This window comes from Vibrio sp. Isolate23, assembly GCF_022398095.1.
Taxonomy (GTDB): Bacteria; Pseudomonadota; Gammaproteobacteria; order Enterobacterales; family Vibrionaceae; genus Vibrio; species Vibrio coralliilyticus_A.
In genome coordinates this window covers 347,600-364,995 of record NZ_JAKEUV010000003.1, presented here as the reverse complement: position 1 = coordinate 364,995, position 17,396 = coordinate 347,600, and the positions used below count along the sequence as shown (strand labels likewise).

Genomic DNA, 17,396 nt, shown 5'->3' with positions numbered 1-17,396 from the left:
ACGGTGATTGAAAAAATCTGGTTTGAAAACCATCCTATTAGCTATGTTCTGTGGCCCTTGTTGTGGCCACTTAGCCGAGTTTTTTGGATGATCAGCCGAGCTCGGCGTCAAGCATTTCAATCGGGTAAAAAAGACAGCTATAAAGCGCCTATACCTGTTGTAGTCGTGGGTAATATTACCGCTGGTGGTAATGGTAAAACACCTGTTGTGATTTGGCTGGTGGAGAAACTCCAAGCAATGGGATATTCACCAGGGGTCGTTTCTCGCGGTTATGGCGCGAAAGCGCCGTGCTATCCTCTGCTAGTGGAAGAGCAAACATCGACCAAGCATTGTGGTGATGAGCCTAAACTTATTTTCAAGCGCACCGGGGTGCCTGTTGCAGTATCTCCTGTGCGCAGTGATGCCGTGAAAACTTTGCTTCCTCTTGACGTAGATATTGTCATTACTGATGATGGTTTACAGCACTACGCACTACAAAGAGATGTTGAGATTGTGGTGGTAGATGGCCATCGTCGATTTGGCTGTGAACAGCTCATACCTCTTGGCCCTCTACGTGAACCAACAGAGCGGTTAGCCTCGGTTGACTTCATTATCACCAATGGTGGTCAGGCAAGAGAGAATGAAGCTGCCATGACATTGACACCTAAGCTTGCTGTTAACCTGAAAACAGGAGAAACAGTGCCTGTAAGTCATTTAGAGCAGCTCGTTGCGATAGCTGGCATTGGCCATCCTCCTAGGTTTTTTCACACGTTGGAGGCTCTTGGCGCGTCTCCTGTTGTAACCCAGGGTTTTGCCGACCACAAAGATTTTGAACCGTCAGAGTTGAGAGCCTTGGCAAGTCAAGGCCAACATTTGATTATGACAGAGAAAGATGCAGTAAAATGCGCGAGCTATGCAGAGCTAAACTGGTGGTATCTTCCGGTCACTGCTAGTTTTAGTGCTCTAGATGAGACGCGTATTTTGAGTAAGATTAAAGAGGTTAAGGAAAAGTATGGATCATCGTCTGCTTGAGATTGTTGCTTGCCCAGTGTGTAAAGGCAAACTAACGTTTGATAAAGATAAACAAGAACTGATCTGCAAGTTAGATCGCCTTGCTTACCCTATCAAAGAAGGTATTCCTGTTTTGTTGGAACCAGAAGCGCGCGAGATGAGCATGGAAGAGGGGCGATAATGTCGTTTACCGTTGTCATACCCGCGCGATACGAGTCCACTCGTCTGCCCGGTAAACCATTAGCTGATATTGGTGGGAAGCCAATGGTTCAGTGGGTTTATGAGCAGTCTTTACAAGCCGGTGCAGAAAAAGTCATTGTGGCAACAGATGATGTGCGGGTTGAGAATGCTGTTAAAGCATTTGGTGGTGAAGTTTGTATGACGTCTGCAGAACATGAATCAGGAACTGAGCGTTTAGCTGAAGTCGTTAAGGTCATGAAGATTCCAGATGATCATGTGATCGTGAATGTACAGGGAGATGAGCCGCTGATCCCGCCTACCATTATTACGCAGGTGGCTAATAACCTTGCTGCAAGCCAAGCTCCAATGGCGACCCTAGCGGTAGAAATCTCACATGAAGACGAAGTTTTTAACCCGAATGCTGTGAAAGTTCTAACGGATAAAGATGGTTATGCGATGTATTTTAGTCGTGCAACTATACCTTGGGATCGAGATAATTTTGCCAATGGTGGAAAAACGGTTGCTCAACCTCTGATGCGTCACATAGGAATATATGCCTATCGTGCTGGTTTTATTAATACCTATATCAACTGGGAACCAACCACTCTAGAGAAAATCGAAAGCTTAGAGCAACTTCGTGTACTTTGGTATGGTGAGAAAATTCATGTTGAAGTGGCGAAAGAAGCGCCTCCAGCAGGAGTGGACACACCAGAAGACTTAGAGGTAGTGAGAAAACTCATTGCTAACAAATAATGAAAGGCCCCAGCGGGGCCTTTTTTTATGGTTAGATTTTACCATCGTAGTCGTTGCGTTTAGGGCAAGTACCGAGAATCTCTCTTCTACCTGACTCTTTGACCTCTTCAAGAATGACATCAAACCCCCAAAGGCGATATAAATGCTTCAAGACTTCATCATAGCTATCGTCAAGTGGAATACGGTCATGTGGCACATACTGTAGTGTGAGTGAACGATCGCCTCTAACATCGACATTGAAGACCTGAATATTCGGCTCAAGGCTGCTTAAGTTGTATTGGCCTGCCAATTTTTCACGAATGTCCCGATAACCAAGGTCATTGTGGATAGCCGTGACTTCGACGTAGTTCTTCCTATCATCATCGGTAATGGCAAAAAGCTTAAAATCACGCATTAGTTTAGGAGAGAGATATTGACTGATGAAGCTTTCGTCTTTGAAGTTTTTCATTGCAAAGTGGACGGCCTCGAGCCAATCCGTTCCCGCGAGCTCTGGGAACCATTCTTTATCTTCGTCAGTAGGCTCTTCACAGATTCTGCGAATATCACGGAACATAGCGAAGCCTAAAGCGTAAGGGTTAATGCCGCTGAAGTAAGGGCTGTTATAGGCAGGTTGAGCCACCACACTGGTATGACTGTGAAGGAACTCTAAAATGAAACGTTCGGTCACTAGCCCTTCGTCATACATGTGATTGAGTATGGTGTAATGCCAGAAGGTTGCCCACCCTTCGTTCATCACTTGAGTTTGTTTCTGAGGGTAGAAGTATTGGCTGATTTTTCGCACTATACGAACGATTTCTCGTTGCCAAGGTTCAAGTAGTGGTGCGTGTTTTTCAATAAAGTAGAGAATATTTTCTTGTGGCTCGGATGGGAATCGGACTTTCGATTCTTCTTGTTCTACTTTCCCTTTGGGCACGGTACGCCATAAGTCATTGACCTGAGATTGTAGATAAGCTTCTCGCTCTTCCTGACGCATTTTTTCTTCTGCAATAGAGATTTTTTCGGGGCGTTTATAACGGTCAACACCAAAATTCATCAGAGCGTGGCATGAATCCAATAAGTCTTCTACCTCTTGTACACCATATTTTTGTTCACATTCCGCAATGTAGTTTTTGGCAAACAGTAAGTAATCGATAATGGAGCTCGCATCTGTCCACGTTTGAAACAGGTAATTACCTTTAAAGAAGGAGTTGTGACCATAACATGCGTGCGCCATAACTAGTGCTTGCATAGTCACTGTGTTTTCTTCCATTAAGTAGGCGATACAAGGATCTGAATTGATAACAATTTCATACGCAAGTCCCATTTGACCATGTTTATAGCCTTGCTCCGTCTGGATGAATTTTTTGCCAAATGACCAGTGATTGTAGTTGATGGGCATACCGATACTTGAGTAAGCGTCCATCATCTGCTCTGACGTGATGACTTCGATCTGGTTAGGGTAGGTATCCAGACGATAGTGATCGGCGACACGTTTTATTTCTACGTGGTAGCGTTCAAGAAGGTCAAATGTCCAATCTGGGCCATCTGGCAGCGTCTTTTTCTTCGTTGCCTTTTTCGTTTTCGTTGTCATAGCGGCCTCTCTAAGCGGTTTCTTTTTTGAATAGCTCTCGGAATACTGGGAATATGTCTTCGACACTGCGAATGTTTTTCATTGCAAAATTATCAAAGGCACCTTCCAGTTTCTCGTACTCATGCCATAGGGTCTGATGAGAGCGGCGCGTGATTTCGATGTAAGAGTAATATTGACAGGTAGGTAGTAGATTCTTTGTTAATAGCTCACGGCAACGTGGTGAATCATCTGCCCAGTTATCGCCATCAGAAGCTTGTGCAGCGTAAATGTTCCAATCTCCCACTGGGTATCGTTCTGCGACAATTTCTTTCATTAACTTCAGAGCACTTGATACGATGGTGCCGCCTGTTTCCTGAGAATAAAAGAATTCATGTTCGTCCACTTCTTTTGCTTGCGTGTGATGGCGGATAAAAACGACATCCACGTTTTCGTAAGTCCGGGTTAAGAACAAGTACAATAAAACGTAAAAACGCTTGGCAATATCTTTGGTTGCTTGATCCATGGATCCTGAAACATCCATTAAGCAGAACATTACCGCTTGGCTTGATGGGATAGGGCGTCTTTCATAGTTTTTGAATCTAAGGTCAAAGGTATCGATGAAAGGAACTGTGTCGATTTTCCTTCTTAGGTCTTTAATTTCTTTTTTAAGTCTTTTTTCTTCAAGTAGCTGAGCAGGTTCACTCATTTTTACCTGATCAAGCTCCTGCTCAAGTTCTCTTAACATCCGCTTTTTACCTGCTGTCATTGCTGTTCGACGTGCAAGAGACTGCTGAAGAGATTTAACAATAGCAATGTTGGCAGGAACACCGGCAGTTTGGTAACCCGCTCGGTGTGTTTTCCATTCGGTGATTTTATGGATCTGATTTTTTTCCAGATTGGGAAGCTCTAGATCTTCAAACAGAATGTCTAGGTATTCATCTTTTGAAATTTGGAATACGAATTCGTCTTGCCCTTCACCGTCGGGGCTGGCATCACCCTCACCAGAACCTCCACCTTGACCGCCCCCTTTAGGGCGCTCAATTTTATCACCAGTAATAAACTGGTCATTACCCGGGTGGACCCGTTCTTTTACACCGCCTTTGCCTTGGTGAAAAATAGGCTCTTTTATATCTTTATGAGGTATCGCGACATCTTCGCCTGTTTCGGTATTCGTGATTGAACGGCGATTGACTGCGTCTGCGACAGATTCTTTGATTTGTTCTTTATGACGACGTAAAAAGCGTTGGCGGTTTACCGCGCTCTTATTTTTTCCGTTCAGTCGTCGGTCAATAAATTGCGCCATGAGTCACCCCTCTTTTGGTACATGCCTTTGTGACAGGGCATGCATCTTGTTCGCGTCCAATAACCTGCCAGAGTCTTAATCTGGCAGGTACTTCATTGGCTTTCCTCTTCTAGCTCCGAGGAAGGTTATCTCAGCTATTAAGATGATTTACGCACGCGTAAATACCATTCCGATAGCAAGCGAACTTGCTTCTCTGTATAGCCTTTCTCCATCATACGAGCGACGAAGTCGTCATGTTTCTTCTGATCTTCAGAAGAGGTTTTCGCATTGAAGGAGATAACGGGTAATAGTTCTTCCGTATTTGAGAACATTTTCTTCTCAATAACAGTGCGGAGTTTCTCGTAGCTTGTCCAAACAGGGTTCTGTCCGTTGTTATTTGCACGTGCACGAAGAACAAAATTCACTATTTCGTTACGGAAATCTTTAGGGTTACTAATACCTGCCGTTTTCTCTATTTTTTCTAGCTCATTGTTCAGTGCAGAACGGTCGAAGAGCTGGCCTGTTTCTGGGTCACGATACTCTTGGTCCTGAATCCAGAAGTCCGCGTAGGTGACATAGCGGTCAAAAATGTTTTGACCGTATTCAGAATAAGATTCTAGATAGGCGGTCTGAATTTCTTTACCAATAAACTCAACGTAGCGAGGCACAAGATACCCTTTGAGAAACTCAAGATATTTCTCTGCGGTTTCCTGAGGGAACTGTTCACGTTCAATTTGTTGCTCAATTACGTAGAAAAGGTGTACTGGGTTTGCAGCGACTTCAGTCTGGTCGAAATTAAACACTCTTGACAAGATCTTGAATGCGAAACGCGTTGATAAACCTGACATGCCTTCGTCAACGCCCGCAAAATCACGGTACTCCTGATAGCTCTTCGCTTTTGGATCGGTATCTTTTAATGTTTCACCGTCGTAGACGCGCATCTTAGAGAAAATTGATGAGTTCTCGGGATCTTTTAGTCGAGAGAGGATGCTAAATTGAGACAGTAATTCCAGTGTACTTGGTGAACAGGGTGCTTTGGCAAGCTCTGAGTGATCAAGCAGTTTCTGATAGATTTTGACTTCTTCGGAAACACGTAAACAGTACGGAACCTTGACGATGTATACACGATCGAGGAACGCTTCGTTGTTTTTGTTGTTACGGAAAGTCTGCCACTCGGATTCGTTTGAGTGAGCAAGTATCATGCCATCAAATGGAAGGGCAGACAGACCTTCGGTACCGTTGTAGTTGCCTTCCTGGGTGGCTGTTAGTAAAGGGTGAAGCACTTTGATTGGTGCTTTGAACATCTCGACGAACTCCATCAAGCCTTGGTTAGCTCGGCACAAAGCGCCTGAGTAACTGTAAGCATCTGGGTCGTCCTGAGAGTAATGTTCTAACTGGCGAATATCCACCTTACCGACAAGTGAAGAAATGTCTTGGTTGTTTTCATCACCAGGCTCAGTTTTGGCAATTGCAACTTGATCCAAGATGGAAGGCCGTACTTTTACCACTTTGAACTTAGTAATATCACCACCAAATTCGTGTAGTCGTTTTGCTGCCCATGGGGACATGATCGATCGCAGATAACGTTTTTCGATGCCATATTCGCGTTTGAGTAGCTCCCCATCTTCGCCTACATCGAATAAACAGAATGGATGGTCGTTGACTGGGCTGCGCTCTCCATCAGCGGATAATACGTAAATTGGTACTTGCTGCATGAGCGCTTTCAGTTTCTCTGCCAAGGAGGATTTACCGCCGCCAACAGGGCCGAGCAAGTAAAGAATCTGCTTACGTTCTTCCAAGCCTTGAGCTGCATGTTTCAAGTAAGAAACGATTTGTTCAATCGCTTCCTCCATCCCATAAAAATCTTTGAAGGTTTCGTAACGGGAAATGACCCGATTCGAAAAAATTCGGCTTAAGCATGGATCTTGCGCTGTATCGATTAGCTCTGGTTCGCCGATTGCCATTAGTAGACGCTCTGCGGCATTGGCGTAAGCACTTTTGTCATCTTTACATAGCGTCAAGAATTCCTGTAAAGATAATTCTTCATCCTTGGCAGCTTCGTAGCGCGCTTGGTAATGGTCGAAAATACTCATAATGAATTCCCCTCTGAACCTGTCTTTGTAGACAATCAACCCGCATAGAAAAAACAAATCCTTTCCTATTAAAGACTAGTCGGTTTTTAGAATTTTGCTTAAAAAATATGTGTTTATTTGCAAATTGTGACATTTGACCACTTGTTAAATATCAACAAAAAAGTAGAGGTATCGAATGCAAAGTGGTTGATATTTACTGTGTGAATAAATATGACCAATGGATATCATTTTTGCCAACTAAAACAGAGGATTGCTTATTGATAATGAGTGCTTTTATGGAGTTTTGTTCTGTATTGGGTGCTTAGGTGCCCATTTCTATTAGGAAGTCGGCACCTTATTGTGGAAAATAGCAGCATTAAATTGGCTGTTTGACTTGCTTTTCATAACACCCCAAATTCAAGACAGCTGGTTGTCGACCAGTTTTTGGTTTGGCGTCCGTTTTTTTAGAGATTGTTTCTGAAAACAAAAAGGGCTGCCAAATGACAGCCCTCTTCATTGAAACGATAGGTCAAGCATTAAAAATTTGTTTAAGTTCATTGCTGCACAGATGATATTGGCGAGGGCAGTTGCGCCAAGTTATCAGCATTCGTCGGTATTTTTCCAGCATTGGCATTTGTGCATTGAAATGATGATCGCCTTTATCAAACTGAGAATATAAGCCTTCAGAATCGACAAGAAATCTCACGTAGTGAACTTGCTGTGCCTCAGTCGCAATGTCGAAACCGAGGAAAGCCAAACGGCGTTGATCGATATCACGCTGCTCTGTTTCAGACAGCATTTTGGCTGACTCTTGCATAGCATGAAACATTTCCATGATATCAATGATTTCTCGGCATTCCGCTTCTTTCAAGCAACCGAATTCTTTGTCCAGTTCTTGCATCTGAAGTTCGTAACCGCGTTCAACGATCGTTTGTAAACGGCTGTATTTCGCGGCGTTCTCTGGATTCAACTGAGACATGAGGTAATACTGGTTAGATAGGATCAATCGTTGAGCGTTAGTCATTTCCATGGTGGCCTCACTAAATAATCTAATACATCTTTAATGTGCTTAGGTTATCGTTTCATTCCACCATGAAACATGATCTCAAACCATGTTTATTATGAAAAATGTAAAGAAATTTCAGTTTTGATGGTTACTTTTTATGGTAGTGGTTATAGATGTAATCGCGGTCGGAGAAAACCCGTAGCCATTCAGGCTTGAACACTGCAAACATCGCCATCGTCATGCCGTTCAACAGCCCTTCAGGAAAAGCAAGTAATGGGACAAATACCATGTAGTTGTCGACTACGGTTTCCCAGTCGTATGATCCCTGTATCACATGATAAGTAGAGTTGATGAGCAGATGTGCGCTTCCTGTTAACGCGCCATTGAAAAAACCAGCTACGAATATAAAGACAAATATGTTTCTAGGTAAGTACCGGTAGCTTGTGAGAAAGATAAAATAGCTAATGGCGATTGGGAGTAGACAGGAAAGAAGAAGATACTCTGGCAGTTCAGTGAAACTGCGTTGGCCAAATAAGGCTAACAACAAAGAAATGATGATGGATAAGCCATAGGCACTGCGCCAACCATACATTAGAGTCAAAGAGGTCAGCGCTAGAAAATGAATCGACAGTCCTTCTTTGACACCTGCTTGTGCAGACCAAAGAGCAAACAAGGCCAAGATGACAGCGAAAGTTAGGTGTTGAAACCCTCGCTCTGCGCTGAGCTTAGGCCAGAAAGTGTAGTAGACATCTTTCCAGATAAAATTAATCGAAAGCAGGACGATAACGAGCGCGAATAGTTCGGATAGCAACAAAGTGACCTCAAAAAAATACCAGCCTGATAGGGCTGGTATTTTTTACGAAATAGTCACTAGATGGTATCAATATTTTACATTTGAGTGATACTGCTCAAGGATTGAAACAATATTATCCATGGTTTCTTTTGAAGGTGGATTGGTCCCTTCTAATGGGTATTCAATGCCTAGCGCTTCCCATTTATGTGCGCCCAATTTGTGATATGGAAGCAACTCCACTTTTTCAATGTTATCCATGTCTTTAATGAAGTCCCCCAGCATGTGTGCGGATTCCTCATCATCAGTATAGCCAGGGACCACGACATAACGGATCCACGTTTTTTGGCCAATGTTATGCAGGTAACGTGCAAAGTCTAGGGTTCGCTTATTAGATACCCCGATTAAGTCATGATGAATTTCGTCTTTCATATGTTTAAGATCGAGCATGACAAGGTCAGTCGCTTCCAATACTTGATCAATCACTTCAGTATGTTTGCGAATATACCCATTCGTGTCCAAGCAAGTATGAATACCCTCTGCTTTTGCTGCTTGGAAGAAATCTCGTACGAACTCAGGCTGAAGCATAGCTTCGCCACCTGAACAAGTTACGCCACCACCTGAAGCATTCATGAAGTGACGATAACTTTTCGCTTCACTGATGATCTCATCAACCGTGACTTCCTTGCCTCCATGTGTGTCCCACGTGTCTCGATTATGGCAGTACATACATCGCATTAAACACCCCTGCATAAAGACAATAAAGCGAATACCTGGTCCATCAACTGTTCCACAGGACTCGAAAGAATGGATACGGCCGGTTGTTGACATGTGTACATCTCTAATTAGTGATTTGTTCGTTATTTTATTACAAAAAGTAGGGTTTAAATAGCACTTCAGGATTTTATCGCTAAGTTTTTGCTGACTAATAAAAAAAGCGCACATAGACTAAAATGTATGTTATAAAAATGTTGCCATTAATGATTTTTATAATAATTGGTATACATATAGGCTAGGCAAGTTATTGGCTGCATCCGTCTGATGTTAAAGGATTTTCTATGAATATGCTTGCGCTTTCACAGAAACAAAAAGTGACTCTGTTTTTAGTTGTACTGACAATAGGGTTTGTCACTCTCGCTGTTTTTACTTCTTCAAGGCTGACTCATATGAGTGAGCAGTATCACCACAGCGGTGATATTTCATCTGGTTCGATTTCAATCTATCAAACTCAAAGTAAGATACTAACGCTGAGTAGCGAATTAGATAATTTGGCAGGCTCACAAGTCGCACAAGCGAAGCAGGATATAGCTGATATAGTTGAGGCTGTTAATAACGATGTTTCCTTTTTAAATACGCTTAATCTTAAGCGTTATGGAGGCGAACTAGAGCAGAGTATTAACAATTTTCAAACCACAGCAATACCATGGCTAGAGCTAAAACAGGAACTCGGTTTTAATATTGATGAAGGAAAGTTGGGCGAGCTGAAGAAGCTAGCCAGTATTATTGAACAGAAAATTGCTGAAACGGGCATGGTGACGCTTAACTCTGACTTCCAAGCTATGGTTAAGTCCCAACAAAACTACTTACTCCAGCCGAATGAACAAAACCTCAAGCTATTCAACAGGGCGATGGGGGCGTTTGAAAGTATGTCTAACGTCTACGCTATGTTGGAATTGTATGAGAAAGAGATAGAGCAATACAAAGCGACATTTGTTCGTGTCAGTGAGCTTTCTCAGCAACTTGGCAGTGTTGAGCAGCAACTTATTTCAAATAAAATTCAACTGACTCAATTGATTGCTTCTATTACCAGTGAATTAAGTGGCATCAGTTCTGAGTATCAAATGTCAGCTGAGAAGTCATCAGAGCAGACTCTTTGGTCTATTCTCGTTGCCTGTATTATTTTGGCTGTTTTCACTATTGCTATTTTCATCATGCAAAGCACTTCATTGTCGCGCTCTTTGACTAAGACCAGAGAAATACTTCATAACGTTTCAGCAGGCGATCTTTCTAAGCGTATGGCGTTAACAAAGAACCCTAATGATGAGTTTAATCAGCTGGCAATTAGCATTAATGAAAGTTGTGAGAACCTTGGCGAGTTGGTTTCTGGGGTACAAGAGAGTGGTCAAGCGCTATCGGGCAACGCGGCTGAGCTTAATCAGGGGTTGGATAAGCTGGCGCATCACCAATCAGAAGTACTTGGACAGACCCAATTGCTAGCCTCAGCTACCGAAGAAGTCAGTGTGACAACACAAGAAGTGTCGAATTCATTGGAATTTGTCTCTGAAATCAGTCGTTCTTCAACTGAGTCAGCGGAAAAAGGTGCGCAAATTATTGGAGCTGCAATTGGCTCTCTGGAAGAAGTGGGCTCGATTTTGACATCTGCCGCAGGACACATTCAGCAGTTGGAAGAAGCGTCTTCCAAAGTTGACTCAGTGATGGAAATCATTAACGGTATTGCCGAACAAACTAACCTTCTTGCTCTAAATGCGGCCATTGAAGCTGCGAGAGCTGGCGAGCAAGGTCGAGGCTTCGCTGTCGTTGCTGATGAAGTTCGTAGCCTTGCTGTAAGAACGGTTGATGCAGTGGCGGAAATTTCGGAAACGATCGATACCATGAAGAAAGAGAGCGCTGAAGTGATTCAATACATTGGTCAATCTGAAACATCGATGCGTACAGGTCAGGAAAAAGGTCATGAGGCAATGCAGGCACTGCGAACCATTACGGAAAAAGCGGATGAAGCCTCTCATCAAACGGATGTAATTTTTGCATCAATTAAAGAGCTAGCAACAACCAGTCAGTCAATGGCCGATAATATGACTCAGATTTCCAGCGCAATGAAAGAGCTAGAAGAGAATAATGAACAGTTGCGTTCCGTCAGCCAAGTTGTTGAGCAAAGAGCTGGCAGCCTCAATAGTGACTGCCAGAGGTTCACGATTTAAAAGAAGGCGTACAACGCGAGGCCACCTGTTCCGTACATTGAGTCTTTCGCTTCTTTGTAGTCAGGCGTTTTGGCTGTCGCTGTAACCGCAGCGCCAAAGTGTTCATTATACCAAGCAAAGCCAGTCACTGCGCTGGCTTGTTTTTCTTCTAGTGTTACATCATAGATACTTGGGTTTTCACCGTTGCGATTAGCGTAGTCGACCACACCTGAGCGGTCACCTTCGATGGTAATATCGTTAAAGCGGTAGCGAGCTTCAATGCCACCGAATACAAACCAACCGCCTTTAGAAGCACCTAGCATGCCTGCACGGAATGGGTTTTCGTTATCAATGTTGGCAGCGCCCATGCTACCGGCTAAATCTGTTCCCCAGCGGAACATAAAGCCGGTTGAAACATCACTGCGGAAATTACCAGCGTTCACTTCTGAAACGTTCGAAATTTCCCAGTCTGTATTTGCCATTGCACGATCACGCCAAAGGTTAAAATGACTGAGGTACCCAAGGCTACCCACAAATTCATCATCGACTTGATAGGCCCAGCCACGAGGTTCATCAGAGCCGGTAATACCGTGGACGATATCTTGTGCCTGGTCAGCCAATGAGCTTTCACCTGTTGTACCCAAAGTTAAATTGAAACGCTGGGCTTGCTGAGGATGAAGACTGATGTAATTAAACTCAGCATGAAGGTAGCCTGCGTAAGGGCGTTCATTGGGTATAGGAGTTGTCGCTTCAATATCTGAAGGGGTATACATTTTATGGCCAAGTGTGAATTCATATTTATCTAAAGACGTACCACCCCAAAATGATAAGCTCATTGGGTTGGTTAACCAATTGGGAGTGACAGCGTCAGAGGTATAGGTGAGAAACAGTCCGTTGGTATAATCCTGATCGACACCGAATACGCCATCATTATCGATAGAAAACGATACAGTTGAACGTTCTGAAGCGACGGAGCTTGAAGCCAACAATATCAAGGGAAGAGTGCGTAATAGGTTCATTTCAATACATCATTTCTGAATGGAGACTAGATATTACTCCATATCGTATTCATCAGAGAGGAAAGAAAGAAAATTGAAATATAAATGTGGCTTGAGTCTAACTTTTGATTTGCTTCGCAATAAAAAAGCCCCGCTTCACAATTAAGCGGGGCTTTAAAGTCAATCAACCAAACTTATAGTGATTCGGTGAAAGTACGTGCGATAACATCTTGCTGCTGTTCTGCAGTCAGAGAGTTAAAACGTACTGCGTAACCAGAAACACGAATAGTTAGCTGTGGGTATTTTTCAGGGTGCTTAACAGCGTCTTCTAGAGTATCGCGGTTAAGTACGTTCACGTTTAGGTGCTGACCACCTTCGATACCTGCTTCGTGGTGGAAGTAACCATCCATCAGACCAGCAAGGTTAGCACGCTGTGAAGTCTCTTCTTTACCCAGTGCGTTTGGCACGATAGAGAAGGTGTAAGAGATACCATCTTTCGCGTGAGCAAACGGCAGTTTACCAACAGACGTTAGAGAGGCTACCGCGCCTTTTTCATCACGGCCGTGCATTGGGTTTGCACCTGGAGCAAACGGAGCACCTGCGCGACGACCGTCTGGCGTGTTACCTGTTTTCTTACCGTATACAACGTTAGATGTAATAGTAAGGATAGACTGAGTAGGAACAGCATCGCGGTAAGTCTTAAGCTTACGGATCTTGTTCATGAACACTTCTACTAGTTCACAAGCAATGTCATCTACGCGTGCATCGTTGTTACCAAATTTAGGGTAATCGCCCTCGATTTCGAAGTCGATTGCAATACCATCTTCGTCACGGATTGGTTTCACTTTCGCATGTTTAATTGCAGATAGTGAGTCAGCTGCGATAGATAGACCTGCAATACCACAAGCCATAGTACGGTAAACGTCACGATCATGTAGCGCCATCAGTGCAGACTCGTAAGAGTACTTGTCGTGCATGAAGTGGATGCTGTTTAGTGCAGCAACGTACTGCTTAGCTAACCAATCCATGAAGTGGTCTAGGTTATTCCACACTTCGTCGAAGTCTAGTACTTCGGCAGTGATCTTAGGCATTTCTGGACCAACTTGCATTTTCAGCTTCTCATCAACGCCACCGTTGATTGCGTAAAGCATAGTTTTCGCAAGGTTAGCACGAGCACCGAAGAACTGCATTTGCTTACCAACAACCATTGGAGATACACAACAAGCGATTGCGTAGTCGTCTGACTCCATGTCTGGGCGCATTAGGTCATCATTTTCGTACTGGATAGAAGACGTATCGATAGATACCTTCGCACAGAACTTCTTGAAGCCGTCAGGTAGCTGCTCAGACCAAAGTACAGTGATGTTCGGCTCTGGAGAAGGACCCATAGTGTATAGAGAGTTTAGGAAGCGGAAGTTAGTACGCGTAACTAGCGTACGGCCGTCAAGACCCATACCACCCATAGATTCTGTTGCCCAGATTGGGTCGCCAGAGAATAGATCATCGTACTCAGGAGTACGTAGGAAACGAACCATACGTAGTTTCATCACGAAGTGGTCAATCATTTCCTGAGCTTGCACTTCAGTGATCTTACCAGCAGCGATATCGCGCTCGATGTAGATATCTAGGAACGTCGAAGTACGGCCTAGAGACATAGCCGCGCCGTTTTGAGATTTAACCGCTGCTAGGTAACCGAAGTAAGTCCACTGGATTGCTTCTTGTGCAGTTTCAGCAGGACGAGAGATGTCACAACCGTATTTCTCAGCCATAACTTTCATTTGGCCAAGTGCACGGTGCTGCTCAGCGATTTCTTCGCGCAGCTGCATAGTCATTTGAAGATCTTCACCATTCTCAAATTTCTCTTGTAGAGAAGCGAATTGAGCTAGCTTGTCTTTAATTAGGAAGTCGATACCGTAGAGCGCAACGCGACGGTAGTCACCGATGATACGACCACGGCCGTATGCGTCTGGAAGACCAGTTAGAACACCAGATTTACGACATTTTAGAATATCAGGAGTGTAGATATCGAAAACACCCGCGTTGTGTGTTTTACGGTAATCTGTGTAGATTTCTTTGATTTTAGGATCCAGTTCACGGCCGTAAACTTTACAAGAACCTTCAACCATGCGGATACCACCGTTAGGGATGATAGCGCGCTTAAGAGGAGCATCAGTTTGAAGACCAACGATAGTCTCTAGATTATTTTCGATGTAGCCTGCATCGTGAGCAGTGATGGTAGAGATAACGTCAGTATCGAAGTCAACAGGTGCGTGAGTTGAGTTCTCAATTTTGATACCTTCCATTACCTTAGCCCAAAGCTTGTTAGTTGCTTCAGTACCTTCAGAAACTAGGAAAGATTCGTCGCCTTCATACGGTGCGTAGTTCTTCTGAATGAAATCACGAACGTTTACTTCGTTTTGCCAATCACCTTCAGCAAAACCTTCCCAAGCTTTAGCAAATTGCTCTGCCATGACATACCTACCTTTTTAGTAGAAAAAACACGTACCTGTCTGATCCGTTGAGCGAGTCAGGTTCCCATCGCTGGGGCGGTACACTCTTTATGAATAACAATATGTATAGTTTCTAATTGTGATTACTGAAAGCACTACAAACTATAAATATTGTTACTTTCTGATACGGTTTCTTATTAACTTGGTTTCAAGGTTAAACTAAAAAAAAATTGCAAACCTTAAACTAAATCAATAAATCCTCAAAAAACTCGATAAAAATAGGGTGGCAAAGCTTGCCACCCACAAAATAATTGAATTGTTATAACCAAGCTTGGATGCCGTACTGGCCTTCAAGCATGCCAACTGCCAGCATAGCGACGAGACAGATAACGAGTACGCCAACTGGGATAACTATCTTGTCGACAAATGACAGACGAGCAGCACGTTCTTTATCACCAATCAGGCCATTATTATCGAGTAGCATAGTCAGAGCCCAAGCAAGTACAGGGTTGACGACAGCAGAACCAAAGATACAGATACCTGCTGCTTGCGAATCTTTCGAGTCTTTCACCATCTGCATACCCGCTTCGAGTAGAGGAAGTGAGACACCAACAAGAAGAGCTACACGCATGACTGGAGGCCATACTGCGATATCCATTGGGAAACCAAGGATTGCAATAATCATTACTAGAAGACCTAGAAGGATAGCTCCGCCAGGGATAGGGCGTTTTGCGATCGCTGCTGGGATCATGTAAGTCCCCCAAGATGAAGTGATGTTACCACCACCCACTGCTGTACCTACCATCTGACGAACAGAACACATTGTCATAGTGTCATCAACGTCCATTAGTACTTTTTCAGTCTTTTTAGGGTAGTTCAGTTCTTGGAAGATACGGTGACCTAGGAAGTCAGGAGACCACATAGCGACTGCTAGGATTGCAAACGGTAGTGATGCAATGAAGTGTTCCATATTAGGAAGACCTAGCATCCAACCTTCTTCGGTGCTGCCCCACCAGTATACTGGGTTTAGGTTAGGAAGACCTGTTTCCGTGACGAATTTAATGTCGAAACCTGCGCCAAGTACGAGTGCAATCGCTAAGCCTGTAAATGCACAGACGGGAATCGCAAGCCAACGTTTGTTTACTTTTGCCAAGAACGCATATAGAGCAATAGTTACGGCTAGGACAATCAGGCCAACGTAGCCCATGCTGCCAGCGGCTACTGTGTCCGATTGAAGACCTACAGCCCAAGCTTGGATTGAGTTAATTTGGCTCATGGTTCCAGTTAGACCGAGGAAAATCAGCAAGCCGCCAGCAGTACCTTGTGAGGTCAAATTAACGAGCTTAGACCCGCCTTTGAGGAAACTCAGTAGCAGGCCGAAGATACCGATAAGAATCGCCAATGCAAGAGGGTGCGCGCCAGCTAAAGCGATGGTACCAATTAGAGGGATCATTGGACCGTGGTTACCAGCTAGGTTTGCTTTCGGGTTAATAAAGCCGGAAGCCAGTACACAGAAGAGCAATGCAGGAATTAACATTTCTACACGAGCAACTTCGATAGCAAAGTCTTTACCAAGGTTGATATGCTCCCACGCTGCGGTCAGACCTTCAGCCCATGACATCATTACGGCTGAATACATCGCAATAATGCCGATGGTCCCTGCTAATGCGGGGACTAAATCTTCGAGCTCAAAGCGGAAGTCACGACCAGGTAAGTTTAAACCGAAGCGACGAGGCTCCATGATTTGTAGTTCATGATCTAGATAATCTGAACGGCTTTCAAATTCGGAAGCTGGGCGGTGCAGCTCACGATAGCTCTTCTCTTCGATATCCGAATCAGAGTGCGGTTTATTGACTGCGTCTGACATAGATTCCTCATATTCTAAAAAGTTAATAATTCTTCAAAGAGTCGCCCGTAATTATTGTAGGTAGACGATCTTATTAAAAACCTGACTCAGCTTCCTGCATTTGGGTCCTTGAACTATTGTCTGTGCGGTGTGTTTAGCGTGCTTAAGCATAGACGATAGAAAAGACAAAAATTTGCTTATTGAGGCTTTTATCTTTGTGGCGAGTGTAACGTGCTAACCCTAAAGAGTGATTGATTTAGATCACTTTATGAAAGAATGTGAAAGAAAACTACAGAGTGATTGAGATGATAATGAGTTATTGAAATTCAAAGTGAAAATAATTTTCACAATGTGATTTTTACGACTTTTGAAACAACATCAATATTACACTCTTTATCACTATTGAGAGAATTGTTGAGATAGATCTGGTTTTTATAAAAATGTTAATTCATCGGTTCGGTAGATAATGTGTTTATAAAAATGATTTATGCGCATTATGGAGATAATTGCACTAAAAATTGAATATTTAATCGTATAAAGTGGTTGTATATCTCAAAAATGA

13 protein-coding genes are annotated in these 17,396 nt (G+C 43.5%); 4 read left to right on the top strand and 9 right to left on the bottom strand.

The window, feature by feature from the left end; translation table 11 throughout:
• Positions 1–3: 3 nt before the first annotated feature.
• From lpxK to kdsB, 3 genes are read left to right on the top strand one after another with little or no spacing between them, the layout of a single operon-like run.
• Positions 4–1,011 (top strand): tetraacyldisaccharide 4'-kinase, encoded by a 1,008-nt coding sequence (gene lpxK, locus L1D31_RS11480; RefSeq protein ID WP_239837260.1) that lies wholly within the window; start codon positions 4–6, stop codon positions 1,009–1,011.
• Positions 992–1,171, top strand: coding sequence for a Trm112 family protein (locus L1D31_RS11475; protein ID WP_239837259.1), 180 nt, complete (start codon positions 992–994; stop codon positions 1,169–1,171). The genes lpxK and L1D31_RS11475 overlap by 20 nt, the downstream gene beginning before the upstream one ends.
• Positions 1,171–1,923, top strand: coding sequence for a 3-deoxy-manno-octulosonate cytidylyltransferase (gene kdsB, locus L1D31_RS11470; protein WP_239837258.1), 753 nt, complete (start codon positions 1,171–1,173; stop codon positions 1,921–1,923). Before L1D31_RS11475 ends, kdsB begins: the two co-directional genes overlap by 1 nt.
• Positions 1,924–1,954: 31 nt before the next feature.
• On the opposite strand, the gene L1D31_RS11465 is transcribed toward kdsB, so the two are convergent.
• The 6 genes from L1D31_RS11465 to pflA form a co-directional block, all read right to left on the bottom strand.
• Positions 1,955–3,493, bottom strand: a complete 1,539-nt coding sequence (locus tag L1D31_RS11465; RefSeq protein WP_239837257.1) for a SpoVR family protein — start codon at positions 3,491–3,493, stop codon at positions 1,955–1,957.
• A gap of 10 nt (positions 3,494–3,503) precedes the next feature.
• On the bottom strand, positions 3,504–4,775 hold the full coding sequence (locus L1D31_RS11460) for a YeaH/YhbH family protein (RefSeq protein ID WP_239837256.1): 1,272 nt from the start codon (positions 4,773–4,775) through the stop codon (positions 3,504–3,506).
• A 137-nt stretch (positions 4,776–4,912) separates the two neighbouring features.
• Entirely contained in the window at positions 4,913–6,847 is a 1,935-nt protein-coding gene (locus L1D31_RS11455; RefSeq protein WP_239837255.1) for a PrkA family serine protein kinase, read from the bottom strand.
• Between the two features lie 508 nt (positions 6,848–7,355).
• Positions 7,356–7,856, bottom strand: a complete 501-nt coding sequence (locus L1D31_RS11450; protein WP_239837254.1) for a YfbU family protein — start codon at positions 7,854–7,856, stop codon at positions 7,356–7,358.
• A 124-nt stretch (positions 7,857–7,980) separates the two neighbouring features.
• Positions 7,981–8,646: an energy-coupling factor ABC transporter permease gene (locus L1D31_RS11445; protein ID WP_239837253.1), complete on the bottom strand. Its 666-nt coding sequence runs from the start codon at positions 8,644–8,646 to the stop codon at positions 7,981–7,983.
• A 66-nt stretch (positions 8,647–8,712) separates the two neighbouring features.
• The gene (gene pflA / locus L1D31_RS11440) at positions 8,713–9,453 is read right to left on the bottom strand and encodes a pyruvate formate lyase 1-activating protein (RefSeq protein ID WP_239837252.1); all 741 of its coding nucleotides are present in this window, start codon (positions 9,451–9,453) and stop codon (positions 8,713–8,715) included.
• Between the two features lie 227 nt (positions 9,454–9,680).
• Here pflA and L1D31_RS11435 point away from each other — a divergent pair, with 227 nt between their 5' ends.
• Positions 9,681–11,561 carry a methyl-accepting chemotaxis protein gene (locus L1D31_RS11435; RefSeq protein WP_239837251.1) on the top strand — a complete coding sequence of 627 codons (1,881 nt, stop codon included), beginning with the start codon at positions 9,681–9,683 and terminating at the stop codon, positions 11,559–11,561.
• Here L1D31_RS11435 and L1D31_RS11430 read toward each other — a convergent pair.
• The 3 genes from L1D31_RS11430 to L1D31_RS11420 all read right to left on the bottom strand — a co-directional run bounded on the left by L1D31_RS11430 (position 11,558) and on the right by L1D31_RS11420 (position 16,855).
• Complete coding sequence (locus tag L1D31_RS11430; protein WP_239837250.1) at positions 11,558–12,559, bottom strand: lipid A deacylase LpxR family protein; 1,002 nt, start codon at positions 12,557–12,559, stop codon at positions 11,558–11,560. The two genes, L1D31_RS11435 and L1D31_RS11430, sit on opposite strands and share 4 nt — an antisense overlap.
• Positions 12,560–12,732: 173 nt before the next feature.
• The gene (gene pflB / locus L1D31_RS11425) at positions 12,733–15,009 is read right to left on the bottom strand and encodes a formate C-acetyltransferase (protein ID WP_239837249.1); all 2,277 of its coding nucleotides are present in this window, start codon (positions 15,007–15,009) and stop codon (positions 12,733–12,735) included.
• Between the two features lie 298 nt (positions 15,010–15,307).
• The gene (locus L1D31_RS11420) at positions 15,308–16,855 is read right to left on the bottom strand and encodes a DUF3360 family protein (protein ID WP_239837248.1); all 1,548 of its coding nucleotides are present in this window, start codon (positions 16,853–16,855) and stop codon (positions 15,308–15,310) included.
• Positions 16,856–17,396 lie beyond the last annotated feature (541 nt).